The organism is Streptomyces sp. NPDC056160 (assembly GCF_042268205.1).
GTDB lineage: Bacteria > Actinomycetota > Actinomycetes > Streptomycetales > Streptomycetaceae > Streptomyces.
In genome coordinates this window covers 1-13,780 of sequence record NZ_JBHJUW010000001.1, presented here as the reverse complement: position 1 = coordinate 13,780, position 13,780 = coordinate 1, and the positions used below count along the sequence as shown (strand labels likewise).

Below are 13,780 nucleotides of genomic sequence, written 5' to 3'. Positions count from 1 at the left end.
GTCGCACCCGTCGCCCCCGCCACCGAGGGTGCGCCACGGATGCGGCGGCTGTGTCCTGAGAGGGTGGAAGCGGCGGGCCACGGCTGCCCGCCACCGCACGAGAACACGTGAAGGGACAGGTGGCATGAACGATTCCGCTGCGAACGGCAGAGAGGGCGCGCCGCGGGCCACCCGTGCACCCGCCGGTGCCGGTGACGGCACGCGAGCCGTCCGGGCCGGGCTCCCCGAGCCGGTCAAGCACGAACCGACCCTGCCCGGTCCCGTGTTCGCCGCCCACTTCCACCTCCCCGGCGACCCCACGGGCCCGTACACCTACGGCCGCGACGAGAACCCGACCTGGACCCTGCTGGAGAGCGCCATCGGCGAGCTGGAGGCGCCCGGAGCGGACGGTGCCGAAACGCTCGTGTTCGCCTCCGGCATGGCGGCCATCTCCTCGGTGCTCTTCTCCCAGCTGCGCGCGGGGGACGCGGTGGTCCTGCCCGACGACGGCTACCAGGCCCTGCCCCTGGTCCGCGCCCAGCTGGAGACGTTCGGCATCGAGGTGCGGACCGCGCCGACCGGCGGAGACGCCCAGCTCGACCTGCTGGACGGCGCACGGCTGCTGTGGATCGAGTCCCCCTCGAACCCCGGGCTCGACGTCTGCGACATCCGGCGACTGGCCGAGGCGGCACGCTCGCGTGGCGCCCTGGTCGCCGTCGACAACACCCTGGCGACACCCCTGGGGCAGCGGCCGCTGGAACTGGGCGCCGACTTCTCCGTGGCCAGCGGCACCAAGCAGCTCACCGGGCACGGCGACATCCTGCTGGGCTACGTCACCGGCCGCGATGCGCAGACCATGGCAGCCGTACGGCGCTGGCGCAAGATCGTCGGAGCCGTCCCGGGGCCCATGGAGGCCTGGCTCGCCCACCGTTCGATCGCCACGCTGCAGCTGCGGGTCGCCCGGCAGAACACCTCGGCGCTGGCCGTCGCCGAGGCGCTGCGCGGACGCCCCGAGGTGACGGGTCTGCGCTACCCCGGACTACCCGGCGACCCCTCCCACGAGATCGCCTCACGGCAGATGCGGCGCTACGGCTGCGTGGTCTCCTTCACCCTGCCCACGCGCGCGCGTGCCGAGCGCTTCCTGGACGCACTGCGGCTCGTGGACGACGCGACCAGTTTCGGCGGTGTGCGCTCCACCGCCGAGCGGCGTGGGCGCTGGGGCGGCGACGCCGTCCCGGAGGGCTTCATCCGGCTGTCCGTCGGCGCGGAGGACCCGGCTGACCTGGTGGCGGACGTGCTGCGGGCACTGGACGAGTCCGCACACTGACGGACGCACGGCGGCGGTCCGAGCCTCCCCCCTCGTGGTTCGGACCGCCCTCGGTTCCGGGTGCCAAGAACCCGGCAACTGGGCCGCCCCCTGTTCCTGCGCCAGGCCCGCGGCGTGACACCGACGTCGATCGGCGAGGAACTCGCGCACAAGGCCGCGCCGCACCTGGACGCGCTGGTGGAGATCGCCGAGGCGGGCCCCGCCGACGAGTCCTCCTCGCGCACCCTGCATCTGCCGGGCCGCCCGAGTTCACCGCGGAACGGGCCCCGCCCGCGCTGAGCGGACTGACCGGGCACGAAGGTCAGGGCTTCGCCCTGCGCGCATCCTTCGGAACGGCCGAAGAGACCCTGGAAGGGCTCTCCGCCGGCCACCACCCTCTGGTCATCAGCACGACACGGCCACATGGCGCCCTCATCACGGCCGCACCGCTGTGCGACGAGGAGCACGTCCTGATCGCCGCTCCGCGCTGGGCGGACGCGATCGGCTCCGCGCAGCGCCGGGGCAAGGACGTGCCCGCTCTGGAGGGCGTCCCGGTGATCGAGGTCCACGAGTCACTGCCCCTCGTCCGCCGTTACTGGGCCTCGGTCTTCGATTCCCGCCCGACCGGGCCGGGCACGGTGATCGTCTCCGATCTGCGCGCGGTCCTGGCGTGCGCGGTGGCCGGTGCCGGGCTCGCGGTGCTGCCCCGCTACCTGAGCGCCGCCGCCCTGAGGCGGGGAGACGTGGTGGCCCTCCATGAGCCGCCGGTTCCATCGCTGCGCACGTACTTCCTGGTCGCACGGGCCGGCACGCTGGCGATGCCGCACCTCGCGCGGGCCCACGAGCGGCTGATGCGGGCAGCGGTCGACTGGTGCTGAGCCCAGCCGTACGCGGGAGTCACCTCGGGTGCGTGGGGGATGACGGTTCGCGATGTTTCACGTGGAACCAGCCGGGCCACATTTCTCCCATGACCGTCCGACCCGTGGTCAAGCGCACCGCCCGCGCCGTCCTGCTCGACGGCGACGATCTGCTCCTGATCAAGCGCACCAAGCCCGGTGTCGATCCCTACTGGGTCACTCCCGGTGGCGGGGTCGAGCCGGGTGACACGACCGTCGTCGACGCCCTGCACCGAGAGGTCCACGAGGAGCTGGGCGCGAAGATCACCGATGTGGTCCCCTGCTTCGTGGACACCGTGGAACACATCGGCGAGGACGGCGGCGCGACCGGAGTGAAGGTCCAGCACTTCTTCGTGTGCCACCTGGAGTCGATGGACCCCTCCCTGAGGCACGGACCGGAGGTGGACGAGCCCACCGGCGAGTACGAGATCGTGCGCGTGCCGTTCACCCGGGTCGGGATCGCCTCGGTGCACCTCGTCCCGCTCTCGCTGCGGCACTACCTGGACGCAAACATCGAGGGCGTACGTGCCATGCACGCCCCGGACCTCGGCTGACCTCCGCGTTCCACGTGAAACAGCCGCCGTCCGGTCGCTGAGCCGCGCCGTCGCCCGCACGTGACATGGCCAAAAGCACGTACGTCTCTTACGAAACGAGTGGACGCCGACGGCCTCCGTCGGACAGCCTGACCTGCGTGTCGACTCCTTCCCCTGCCGCTCTGCCCATCCGCCCCCTGACGCGCCAGGACCTCACCGCCTGCGCCGACCTGTCCGAGAACCGGGGCTGGCCCCGTGAGGAACACAAATGGGGCCTGCTCCTCTCCGCCGGGAAGGGGTTCGGCATCGACGACCCCGACGGAGGTCTGGTGGCCGCCTGCGTGGTCACCGAGTACGGGCCCCACGGCCGACCGGACCTCAGCGCCATCGGCATGGTCCTGGTCGCCGAGCGCCACGCACGCCAGGGCATCGGCCGCCGGCTGATGCGTCACGTCGTCGCGGCGGCAGGCACCACACCGCTGACCCTCCACGCCACCCCCTACGGGCGCCCGCTGTACGAGGAACTCGGTTTCAAGGTCACCGGCCGGTCGGAGATGCTGCTCGGGCGTTTCTCACCGGAGGAACCACTCACCGGGCCCGCCACTCGACCGGCCTCCGCCGACGACCTCGCCGGCATCCTCCGCCTCGACGAGGAGGTCTTCGGCGCGGACCGGACCCCTCTCATCACGCGGCTGCCCGCGTTCGCCGACCAGCTCCGGGTCGCCGAGGAGGACGGCAGGATCACGGGTTACGCGGCTGCCTGGCCCAACATGGACACGCACGTGGTGGGCCCGCTGATCGCCCGGGACACGGAGACCGCCAAGGCCCTCATCACCTCCCTCGCCGCCCACACCGACCGCCTGCTGCGCACCGACATCGACGTACGCCACGAAGAACTGCGGGACTGGGCGAAGCAGCGCGGACTGGCGTCCATCGTCTTCAACGCCGTCATGACGTACGGAATCACGGAACCGCCCGGGGACTGGACCCGACGGTTCGCTCCGCTGACAGTGGCGGCCGGGTGAGCAGCCCGGTCCCCTGGAACGCCTGAGATCGCGAGATGCGGCGGCGGTGTGGTCCTCGGCCTGCTACGACCGCCCTCCTCGTAGTTGCAGGCGCCGGTTGCTTGCACCCGCTGGCAACCCCGGTGGTGCCCTATCCTTGAGGCACCCGCCCCGGGATGGAGGAGACGCCATGACAGCGACGGACCCTGCGCTCACCGCCCTCGCTCAGGGCTGGTGCGCCCTCTCTCTGCTGCACGGCAGGATCGAGACCCACATCGAGCGGGCCCTCCAGTCGGGCCACGGTCTGAGCGTGCGCGAGTACTCCCTGCTCGACGTGCTCAGCCGGCAGCACGACGGCGACGGCGGTCATCTGCAGATGAAGCAGGTCGCCGACGCGGTCGTGCTGAGCCAGAGCGCCACCACCCGGCTCGTCACCCGGCTCGAGGACCGCGGCCTCCTGGAGCGGTACCTGTGCCCCACCGACCGCCGGGGCATCTACACCAATGTCACCGACGCCGGACTGAGCCTTCTGGAGCAGGCCAGGCCGACGAACGACACCGCTCTGCGCGAAGCGCTCGACGAGGCCGCCGAGAACCCGGAGCTGGCGCCCCTGGTCCGGGTCGTGGAGTCGTTGCACGCCCCTGCCCCGGTATAGCGGCGCGCTCCGGCTGGGCGGCGCATAAGCTCCGGGGCATGGGAGATCTTGAGATACGTGCGGCCGTCGCCGAGGACGTCCCCGCCATCGTCGCCATGCTCGCGGACGATCCGCTGGGCGCCCTGCGCGAGTCGCCCGACGACCTCGCCCCGTACCTGGCCGCCCTGGAACGGCTCCGCGCCGATCCGAACCAGCACCTGGTCGTCGCCCTACGGCAGGGGCGTGTCGTCGGAACGCTCCAGCTCTCGGTCATCCCCGGGCTCTCCCGTCGCGGCTCCACGCGGTCGATCATCGAAGGCGTCCGCATCCACGCCGACGAACGCGGCAGCGGCCTGGGCACACAGCTCATCGAGTGGGCGATCGACACCTCACGGCGCGAGGGCTGCCGTCTGGTGCAGCTGACATCGGACCGGACCCGCACCGACGCCCACCGCTTCTACGAACGGCTCGGATTCGAACCCTCGCACGTGGGCTACAAGCTGTCCTTGTGAGCGCCCGCGGTGGCCTCGCTCGCCCTGCAGACCGTCAGGGGACACGCTCGCCGAGGGCCTTCCCCGCGCCGGGTCTCCCCGCCGCCAGGAGTGGCTGTTTCACGTGAAACAGCCACTCCTGCCGTTTTCACCCCGTCGCCAGGGCCGACCTCCCTCCCTCCCTTCGGGGTCAGCCGATCCCCCGCCACCCCTCCAGGGCCACGCCCCCGGGCACCGCGGCCTCGGCGTCGTACGGCTGCCGGGTGAAAACGAACGATCCGAGGTCCAGGTGGTCCACCGCCCCGTCCGGTCGCCGTACCGCACGCAGCAGCTCCCCGGCGTAGTACCCCTCCAGGCCCGTCCAGGTGCCGTCGCCGTTCGCCCGGAACCGCGACCTGCGCCCGGTGCCCGTCAACGGCTCCAGCGACAGCAGTCCGTCCCCGGTCAACCGCAGCCCGAAGCCGTGCGTCCCCCAGTACCACTGGCCCGCCAGCTCCAACACCTCCGGGACGATGTCCCGCAGCGGCCGCCAGGGGTCCGGGATGCGCGGCTCGGCCTCGGCGACGATCCGGACCAGATCCGCCCCCACGGAGACCACCGGGAGGCCGGAGGTGCAGTTGGTCAGCACCACGGCGGCCACATCGTCCTCCACGGCGATGGTGAGAGAGGCGAGGAAGCCCGGGAGCGAACCCGAATGCCCCACCAGCAGCCGCTCACCGGAACGCCGCAACTCCATCCCCAGACCATACGCGTATCCCGCCGTCACGTCCGAGGCCTCGGGCGGAGCGGCCGGGGTGCGCATCTCCCGGACCGAAGCAGCACTCAGCACCCGCTCGTCGCCCCGGGCAAGGAACGCGGCGAACCGGCTCAGATCCCCTGTCGTGGACCAGAGTTGTCCGGCCGGCGCCATCCGGCCGAGGTCCTCGACGGGCTCGGGCAGCATCACGTCGGCCCAGGGGTGCACGGCCCAGCCGCCCGCGTGCGGTGCACGGGGCCGCGCACTCGTGCTGCTCAGGCCCAGGGGTTCGAGCACCTCCCGGCAAAGGACGTCCTCCCACGGAGCGCCGCGCAGCTTCTCGACGAGCGCGCCCAGCACCGTGTAGCCGGGGTTCGAGTAGTGGAACCGCCTGCCGACCGGGTGCCGCAGCGGCTTCTCCCCGAGGACGTCGGCGAGTTCGGGACGCAGCGTGCCCGGGGTCCGCTCCCACCAGGGTGCGGGCGACTCCGCGGCCAGGCCGCCCGTATGGGCCAGCAGATCGGCGATCGTCGCGTCTCCCGCGCCCGTGCCCGGCAGGTGCTTCTCCAGCGGGTCCCCGAGGTCGAGCAGGCCTTCGTCGCGCAGGCGCAGGACGAGCACGGCGGTGAACGTCTTGGTGATGGAACCGATGCGGTACTGCGTGTTCTCGTCCGGCGCGTGCCCGTCCACCGACGTGCGCGCGCCGTGCCAGACCGCCTGCCCGCCCCGTACGACGGACGCGACCAGTGACGGCGTCCGCCCTTCGGCCTGGGCGACGGCGATCCGGTGCGTCAGAGATCGACGGGTGCTGGGCAGCAACTCATCCTGAGGTGTCGTCATGTCCCCAGTCCATCGGGGACGGGCGCGCGCGTCGAGCCGTTTTCGCCAGGTGGGGGCGCTTCCGCCGTACGAACCGGTCCGGACCTCACCGTACGAACCGATCCGGACGGCCCGCAGGCGGCCCCTTGGCGGCCCCCAGGCGGCTCGGGCGGCCCCGAAAAAACGCCTCGTACTAGGCGCGCTCACCCCTCGTCCGCATCCTCCGGTGTGTGGGGCAGCAGGGGGAACAGGCGCGTGATGAGGGCCACCGGGTGAGCGCCGTCCGGGCGGGCCAGGGGCCGCTGCTCGCGATCCTGGTAGGGCGCGAGCGCCCGTCGGATCACATCCGCGACCCGGCCCATCTCCTCGGGCGTCAGGTAGGTGACGGCACTGAAGGCCTCGTCGTGGCGCCATGCGGGCGGGGCGTCGTCCCGCTGGGCCAGCCAGCGCTGCCAGCTCTCGTCCTCCAGCCCCCGGGCCAAGGCGCCGAACTCGTCGTGCGCGGGGCCTCCTTCGGCGGGCGTGCGCGACACCAGACGCCAGGGCCGGGCGCGTCCCCCGCTGTGCGGGACTTCCTCGATGCGCCCGTGGCGAGCGAGCTGCCGCAGGTGGAACGAGCAGAGCCCCGAGCTGTAGCCCAGCCGGGAAGCGGCCTCGGTCGCCGTGACGGTACCGACCTCGGCGAGCAGTTCCAGGAGCGCCGTACGGACCTCGTGCTCACGGAGGGGGGCATCGACGTCCCCTGGTCGGTCGTTCGGGGCGTTCAGCTCTTCAGTCACTTTGCAAAGTCTGCTACTTTGCAAAGCCTCAGGCAAGGGGCCGCCGCAAGAAGCCGTCGCAGGACGCGCCGCGTAGAGCGTCGCCGGAAGCCCTGGCCGAGAAGCCCTGACACAAGTCCTGCAAGAAGGAGAGGCGACCGTGACCGACCGACACCCACGGGGCTCAGTCCGCCGGATCACGGTGGTCGGCGAAGAAGTGCTGGGCCGGCCCTGCGGGGTGGTGACCGAGTTCGGGACGCCGGCCCTGGCGGCGTTGATCGACGACATGTTCCTGACCATGTACGTGGCCGACGGTGCCGGTCTGGCCGCCAACCAGGTCGGCGTCGATCTGCGGCTGTTCGTGTACGACTGTCCGGACGACCACGGGGTCCGGCACGTCGGTCATGTCCTGAACCCGGTACTGGAGCTGCCCGCTCCGGGCGTCCGGCGCCTCGTCGACGACGTCGAGGGCTGTCTGTCCGTCCCCGGTGCCAGCATGCCCGTACCCCGCACCGATCGGGCGGTAGTCCGCGGATTCGACAAGGACGGCAGTCCCGTCGTCATCGACGCAACGGGCTACTTCGCCCGCTGCCTGCAGCACGAGACCGACCACCTGGACGGCCACACGTACCTGGACCGGCTCTCCAAGCGGGACCGCAGGGACGCGCTGCGGCAGATGACGGACCACCGTGACGACGTCTTCGCACAGCGCGCGGCCAAGGCCGCCGCCCTGGACCGGTGAGCAGAGCGGGAAGAGCGCCCGGCGGCGTCGGCTCAGGTCTGGGCCATGTCGACGAACCGTGAGTAGTGGCCCTGGAAGGCGACCGTGATCGTCGCGGTCGGACCGTTACGGTGCTTGGCCACGATCAGGTCGGCCTCCCCCGCACGCGGCGACTCCTTCTCGTAGGCGTCCTCGCGGTGCAGCAGGACGACCATGTCGGCGTCCTGCTCGATGGAGCCGGACTCGCGCAGGTCGGAGACCATCGGCTTCTTGTCGGTGCGCTGCTCGGGGCCACGGTTGAGCTGGGAGAGCGCGATGACGGGGATCTCCAGCTCCTTGGCGAGCAGCTTGAGGTTGCGGGACATGTCCGAGACCTCCTGCTGGCGGCTCTCGGCGCGCTTGGCACCGCCGGACTGCATCAGCTGGAGGTAGTCGATGACGACCAGCTTGAGGTCGTTGCGCTGTTTCAGCCGCCGGCACTTGGCACGGATCTCCATCATCGACAGGTTCGGGGAGTCGTCGATGTACAGCGGGGCGGCGGAGACGTCCGGCATCCTGCGGGCAAGCCGGGTCCAGTCCTCGTCGGTCATCGTGCCCGAGCGCATGTGGTGCAGGGCGACGCGAGCCTCGGCGGACAGCAGGCGCATCGCGATCTCGTTGCGGCCCATCTCCAGCGAGAAGATGACGCTCGGCAGGTTGTGCTTGATCGAGGCGGCTCGCGCGAAGTCGAGCGCGAGCGTCGACTTGCCCATCGCGGGACGCGCGGCGATGACGATCATCTGACCGGGGTGCAGGCCGTTCGTCAGCGAGTCGAAGTCGGTGAACCCCGTGGGCACTCCGGTCATCTCGCCGCTGCGCGACCCGATCGCCTCGATCTCGTCGAGGGCGCCTTCCATGATGTCGCCCAGCGGCAGGTAGTCCTCGCTGGTGCGCTGTTCGGTGACCGCGTAGATCTCCGCCTGGGCGCGGTTGACGATCTCGTCGACGTCGTCGTCGGCCGCGTAGCCCATCTGGGTGATCCGGGTACCGGCCTCGACCAGGCGGCGGAGCACCGCACGCTCGTGGACGATCTCCGCGTAGTAGGCGGCGTTCGCCGCGGTGGGCACCGTCTGCACGAGCGTGTGCAGGTACGACGCGCCGCCCACCTTGTTGATCTCACCGCGCTTGGTCAGCTCGGCCGCGATCGTGATGGGGTCCGCGGGCTCGCCCTTGGCGTAGACGTCGAGGACGGCCTGGTAGATCGTCTCGTGGGCCGGCTTGTAGAAGTCGTGGCCCTTGAGGATCTCGACGACGTCGGCGATGGCGTCCTTGGACAGCAGCATGCCGCCGAGCACGGACTGCTCCGCGTCGAGGTCCTGCGGAGGAACCCGCTCGAACGCCGGGCCCGCACCTTCCCAGGAGCCGCCCTCCCGGCCCCGGTCGTGCTGTTCCTCGCGGCCGCGACCGCCGTCGGGCCGCCTGCGGGAAGCAGGCAGGCGATCACCTGGTCCGCTGTCGGCCCACGGGTCGTCCAAGGGCTCGGAAATGCTCACCGAGCGGCCTCCTCCCGTCCGCCGAGCGGACCTCGCCGTGCCTCTCTTTTCTACGGCACGGCACTGACAAATCGAGAGGCCCACCTCCGCTTCCGGCGCGTCGTTTCGGGACGTTTCGAAAGCCGGCGAACGGAGCGGGCGCCGGACCACGGTAGGCCCCCGGGCACCGTCAGCCAATCTGGTTATCCACAGGCCATGTGGACGACGGGCCGGATGCTGTGGAGAACTCCACGAAACCTGTGCACGACTCGGTGGACAGCGCTGTGAACAAGCCCTCGGCGGTTTCCGCAGACCCTCTTTGACCTGCTACTTTCCCGTCCACCGGCTGTGCAGAAGAAAAACTTCGCCCATCGGACCAAGATCGGTTCGAACGAGGTGCACAAGTGCGCAGCCCACATGGGCAAGTAAGGGTCCCAAAGCCTTTGCATCACTTACCTGTGGACGGTTAGATTGGTGCCCATGACACAGGCTCCCGCACGCCCTACGGCCGACCGGCGCCGGCACGACCGAGAGATCGTCGCGCTGGCCGTCCCGGCCTTCGGCGCACTCGTCGCCGAGCCGCTCTTCGTGATGGCCGACAGCGCGATCGTCGGCCACCTCGGCACCGCACAGCTCGCCGGACTCGGTGTCGCCTCGGCCCTGCTGACGACCGCCGTGAGCATCTTCGTCTTCCTCGCCTACGCCACCACGGCCGCAGTCGCCCGCCGTGTCGGCGCGGGTGACCTCCAGGCCGCTATCCGTCAGGGCATGGACGGTGTGTGGCTGGCGCTGCTGCTCGGCGCCGCCGTCATCGTGGCCGTACTGCCTACAGCACCCGGCCTGGTCGGTCTCTTCGGCGCCTCCCACACGGCCGCTCCGTACGCGACGACGTACCTGCGCATCTCCGCACTGGGCATCCCCGCCATGCTCGTCGTCCTCGCCGCCACCGGTGTGCTGCGCGGACTGCAGGACACCCGGACCCCGCTGTACGTCGCCGTCGCGGGCTTCGTCGCCAATGCCGCCCTGAACGCCGGTCTCGTCTACGGCGCCGGACTCGGTATCGCGGGCTCCGCCTGGGGCACCGTCATCGCCCAGTGGGGCATGGCCGCGGTCTACCTCACCGTGGTCGTCCGCGGTGCCCTCAGGCACGGCGCGTCCCTGCGCCCGGACGCCGCAGGCATCAGGGCCTGTGCCCAGGCCGGCGTTCCCCTCCTGGTCCGCACGCTCTCCCTGCGGGCCATCCTGATGATCGCCACGGCGGTCGCGGCCCGCCTGGGCGACGCGGACATCGCCGCCCATCAGATCATCCTGTCCCTGTGGAGCCTGCTCGCCTTCGCTCTCGACGCCATCGCGATCGCCGGGCAGGCCATCATCGGCCGCTTCCTGGGCGCCTCAGACGCCGAGGGCGCCCGAGGGGCATGTCGTCGCATGGTGGAGTGGGGCATCGCTGCCGGGCTCGTCCTCGGGCTTCTGGTCGTCGTGGCACGGCCGGCATTCCTGCCCCTGTTCACCGGTGACTCCACAGTGAAGGACGCCGCCCTTCCCGCGCTGCTCCTGGTGGCGCTCTCCCAGCCCGTCTGCGGCATCGTCTTCGTGCTCGACGGCGTCCTGATGGGCGCGGGAGACGGTCCGTACCTGGCCGGGGCGATGATCCTGACGCTGGTGGTCTTCGCCCCCGCCGCGCTGCTGGTGCCCGCCCTCGGGGGTGGGCTCACCGCGTTGTGGGCCGCGATGACCCTCATGATGACGGTGCGCATGCTGACCCTGTGGGCGCGTACCCGTTCGGGCCGCTGGCTCGTGACGGGCGCGACACGCTGAAGCGTCCGCCCACTGGATTCGCACTGCCGTCATCGAGCGGTGTTTCACGTGAAACACGCCCTACGTCCCGCGATCCGCTCGCCTCGACGACCACGAAGAGGGGGCCGTACCCCGCCGGGTACGGCCCCCTCTTTCGACTGCGGTCAGCCGAGCACGGCGATCAGGCCGCGACGACCTCGACGTTGACCTTGGCGGCAACCTCGGGGTGCAGACGCACGGACGTCTCGTGGGCGCCCAGGGTCTTGATCGGCGCACCCAGCTCGATGCGACGCTTGTCGACCTCGGGACCACCGGCGGCCTTGATCGCCGAAGCGACGTCGGCCGGGGTGACGGAACCGAAGAGGCGGCCGGCGTCGCCGGAGCGAACGGCCAGACGGACCTTCACACCCTCGAGCTGGGCCTTGATCTGGTTGGCCTGCTCGATGGTCTGGATCTCGTGGATCTTGCGAGCACGACGAATCTGCTCGACATCCTTCTCGCCACCCTTGGTCCAGCGGATAGCGAACTTCCGCGGGATCAGGTAGTTGCGAGCGTAACCGTCCTTGACGTCGACGACGTCGCCCGCGGCACCGAGGCCGGAAACCTCGTGGGTCAGGATGATCTTCATGAATGGCTCACCCTTCCCTTATCGCGCGGTGGAGGTGTAGGGCAGCAGCGCCATCTCACGGCTGTTCTTGACGGCCGTGGCGACGTCACGCTGGTGCTGCGTGCAGTTGCCGGTCACGCGGCGGGCACGGATCTTGCCGCGGTCGGAAATGAACTTCCGCAGCATGTTCGTGTCCTTGTAGTCCACGTACGTGACCTTGTCCTTGCAGAAAGCGCAGACCTTCTTCTTAGGCTTGCGCACAGGCGGCTTCGCCATGGTGTTTCTCCTGTGTGATCAAGAAGTGTGGGTACGGCCCCGCCCCTCGACCCGTCCCGGTCCGCGGACCGGTCCGAAGGCCTAGAAGGGGGGCTCGTCCGAGTAGCCGCCGCCGCTGCCGCCGCTGCCGCCGGAGCCACCGCCCCAGCCGCCGCCACCCTGCTGGCCACCGGCGGGAGCGCCGGTCGCCCAGGGGTCGTCGGCGGGAGCGCCGCCGCCACCCTGCTGGCCGCCGCCGGGGCCGCCGCCCCAGCCGCCGCCACCCTGGCCGCCGCCGGCGCCGCCGCCGTACCCGCCCTGGCCACCTCGGCCGCTGGTCTTGGTGACCTTGGCCGTGGCGTTGCGCAGGCTGGCGCCGACTTCCTCGACGTCCAGCTCGTAGACCGTGCGCTTGACGCCCTCACGGTCCTCGTAGGACCGCTGCTTCAGCCGGCCCTGCACGATGACGCGCATGCCTCGCTGGAGCGACTCGGCGACGTTCTCCGCCGCCTGGCGCCAGACCGAGCAGGTCAGGAACAGGCTCTCGCCGTCCTTCCACTCGTTCGTCTGGCGATCGAAGGTGCGGGGCGTGGACGCGACGCGGAACTTCGCGACCGCCGCACCGGAGGGGGTGAAGCGCAGCTCGGGGTCGTCGACGAGATTGCCGACGACCGTGATGACGGTCTCGCCTGCCATGGGGGTACCTCTCGGCGGGTTTGCTGCTGGCTGCTGGTGCTGCTACTCGGATCCCGAGGCCGGCTGAGCGAAAGGGCTCAGTGGGTCTCGGGGCGGAGGACCTTGGTCCGGAGGACCGACTCGTTCAGGTTCATCTGGCGGTCGAGCTCCTTGACGACCGCAGGCTCGGCCTGCAGGTCGATGACCGAGTAGATGCCCTCGGGCTTCTTCTTGATCTCGTACGAGAGACGACGACGGCCCCAGGTGTCGACCTTCTCGACCTTTCCGCCGCCGTCACGGACGACAGAGAGGAAGTTCTCGATCAGCGGGGAGACAGAGCGCTCCTCGAGATCGGGGTCGAGGATGACCATCACCTCGTAGTGACGCATGTGGAACCCACCTCCTTCGGACTCAGCGGCCACGGTCGTTCCGTGGCAGGAGGGTTGTGATGCGTACGCAATCGTGTCTGCCAGTAAAACAGCCGGCACTGACAACGGGGGTCGGCCGACGGAATCTCCTGACCGTCCCCTGGTTGCCCCGCGCTCGGGCCGGGCAGACACAAGTGCAGACGGAACAGACTACCCGCACCCCCGCTTCCGGTTGAAATCGGGGCGCAGGACCCGGCAATCTGGACACCTCGGGTGTACATGGCGCTACGATGCGCTGCCTTTCGCAGGAGGTGCCCCATGGCACAGACGATGCGACCGAACACCGCCGCGAACAACGGCCTCTTCGCCACGGACGGCAAGGCCCATCCTCTCCAGGACACACTGCTCGCGGTGACCCTGGTGCTGGGCATCCTCGCCTTCATCACCGGGCTCCTCTTCCACGGCCTGCACCTGCTGAGCTCCTGGGCCGGGCTGGTGGGCATCCTCACCGGGGCGTACGGCCAGTGGATCTCGGTGACGACGCGCGAGCGCTTCGGCCTCATCCTCGGTCTCGGTGCCTCCGCCATCGGGTTCTTCCTCGGCATGGCGCACGGCGGTCTCTTCGGCGGCCTCTTCGGCTGACGCCGGCACCGGCCGCTCCCGACACGGGCGGCGTCCGCCGTACCCGGC

General features: G+C 70.6%; 15 protein-coding genes and 1 pseudogene. 9 read left to right on the top strand and 7 right to left on the bottom strand.

Annotated elements, in window-relative coordinates:
• The first annotated feature begins 124 nt into the window (after nt 1-124).
• The 6 genes and pseudogenes from ACFC02_RS00080 to ACFC02_RS00055 all read left to right on the top strand — a co-directional run bounded on the left by ACFC02_RS00080 (nt 125) and on the right by ACFC02_RS00055 (nt 4,864).
• Nucleotides 125-1,306 (top strand): cystathionine gamma-lyase, encoded by a 1,182-nt coding sequence (locus ACFC02_RS00080; RefSeq protein ID WP_376349947.1) that lies wholly within the window; start codon nt 125-127, stop codon nt 1,304-1,306.
• A 72-nt stretch (nt 1,307-1,378) separates the two neighbouring features.
• A pseudogene (locus tag ACFC02_RS00075) lies at nt 1,379-2,163 on the top strand (LysR family transcriptional regulator); the annotation flags it as partial.
• Nucleotides 2,164-2,252: 89 nt separating this feature from the next.
• A complete protein-coding gene (locus tag ACFC02_RS00070) occupies nt 2,253-2,735 on the top strand; it encodes an NUDIX hydrolase (protein ID WP_360966582.1) in 483 nt (160 codons plus the stop codon).
• 137 nt (nt 2,736-2,872) lie between these two features.
• Nucleotides 2,873-3,739 (top strand): GNAT family N-acetyltransferase, encoded by an 867-nt coding sequence (locus ACFC02_RS00065; protein WP_376349944.1) that lies wholly within the window; start codon nt 2,873-2,875, stop codon nt 3,737-3,739.
• Between the two features lie 169 nt (nt 3,740-3,908).
• Nucleotides 3,909-4,373, top strand: coding sequence for a MarR family winged helix-turn-helix transcriptional regulator (locus ACFC02_RS00060; RefSeq protein WP_376349941.1), 465 nt, complete (start codon nt 3,909-3,911; stop codon nt 4,371-4,373).
• Between the two features lie 38 nt (nt 4,374-4,411).
• Nucleotides 4,412-4,864 (top strand): GNAT family N-acetyltransferase, encoded by a 453-nt coding sequence (locus tag ACFC02_RS00055; RefSeq protein WP_360966573.1) that lies wholly within the window; start codon nt 4,412-4,414, stop codon nt 4,862-4,864.
• 169 nt (nt 4,865-5,033) lie between these two features.
• Here ACFC02_RS00055 and ACFC02_RS00050 read toward each other — a convergent pair whose 3' ends face one another.
• Both ACFC02_RS00050 and ACFC02_RS00045 read right to left on the bottom strand, forming a co-directional pair.
• A complete protein-coding gene (locus ACFC02_RS00050) occupies nt 5,034-6,419 on the bottom strand; it encodes a serine hydrolase domain-containing protein (protein ID WP_376349937.1) in 1,386 nt (461 codons plus the stop codon).
• Between the two features lie 182 nt (nt 6,420-6,601).
• On the bottom strand, nt 6,602-7,177 hold the full coding sequence (locus tag ACFC02_RS00045) for a helix-turn-helix domain-containing protein (RefSeq protein WP_376349935.1): 576 nt from the start codon (nt 7,175-7,177) through the stop codon (nt 6,602-6,604).
• 139 nt (nt 7,178-7,316) lie between these two features.
• Here ACFC02_RS00045 and def point away from each other — a divergent pair, with 139 nt between their 5' ends.
• The gene (def, locus tag ACFC02_RS00040; RefSeq protein WP_376349933.1) at nt 7,317-7,898 is read left to right on the top strand and encodes a peptide deformylase; all 582 of its coding nucleotides are present in this window, start codon (nt 7,317-7,319) and stop codon (nt 7,896-7,898) included.
• Nucleotides 7,899-7,930: 32 nt separating this feature from the next.
• Here def and dnaB read toward each other — a convergent pair whose 3' ends face one another.
• Complete coding sequence (gene dnaB / locus ACFC02_RS00035; RefSeq protein WP_376349930.1) at nt 7,931-9,409, bottom strand: replicative DNA helicase; 1,479 nt, start codon at nt 9,407-9,409, stop codon at nt 7,931-7,933.
• Nucleotides 9,410-9,868: 459 nt separating this feature from the next.
• Between dnaB and ACFC02_RS00030 the strand changes: the two genes are divergently transcribed.
• The gene (locus tag ACFC02_RS00030; RefSeq protein ID WP_376349927.1) at nt 9,869-11,206 is read left to right on the top strand and encodes an MATE family efflux transporter; all 1,338 of its coding nucleotides are present in this window, start codon (nt 9,869-9,871) and stop codon (nt 11,204-11,206) included.
• A gap of 160 nt (nt 11,207-11,366) precedes the next feature.
• On the opposite strand, the gene rplI is transcribed toward ACFC02_RS00030, so the two are convergent.
• From rplI to rpsF, 4 genes are all read right to left on the bottom strand, one after another.
• On the bottom strand, nt 11,367-11,813 hold the full coding sequence (gene rplI, locus ACFC02_RS00025; protein WP_360966555.1) for a 50S ribosomal protein L9: 447 nt from the start codon (nt 11,811-11,813) through the stop codon (nt 11,367-11,369).
• Between the two features lie 18 nt (nt 11,814-11,831).
• The gene (gene rpsR / locus ACFC02_RS00020; protein ID WP_003949403.1) at nt 11,832-12,068 is read right to left on the bottom strand and encodes a 30S ribosomal protein S18; all 237 of its coding nucleotides are present in this window, start codon (nt 12,066-12,068) and stop codon (nt 11,832-11,834) included.
• Nucleotides 12,069-12,149: 81 nt separating this feature from the next.
• Nucleotides 12,150-12,743 carry a single-stranded DNA-binding protein gene (locus ACFC02_RS00015; protein WP_376349923.1) on the bottom strand — a complete coding sequence of 198 codons (594 nt, stop codon included), beginning with the start codon at nt 12,741-12,743 and terminating at the stop codon, nt 12,150-12,152.
• Nucleotides 12,744-12,820: 77 nt separating this feature from the next.
• On the bottom strand, nt 12,821-13,111 hold the full coding sequence (rpsF, locus tag ACFC02_RS00010; protein ID WP_019324683.1) for a 30S ribosomal protein S6: 291 nt from the start codon (nt 13,109-13,111) through the stop codon (nt 12,821-12,823).
• A 297-nt stretch (nt 13,112-13,408) separates the two neighbouring features.
• Between rpsF and ACFC02_RS00005 the strand changes: the two genes are divergently transcribed.
• Entirely contained in the window at nt 13,409-13,732 is a 324-nt protein-coding gene (locus tag ACFC02_RS00005) for a hypothetical protein (protein WP_376349920.1), read from the top strand.
• Nucleotides 13,733-13,780 lie beyond the last annotated feature (48 nt).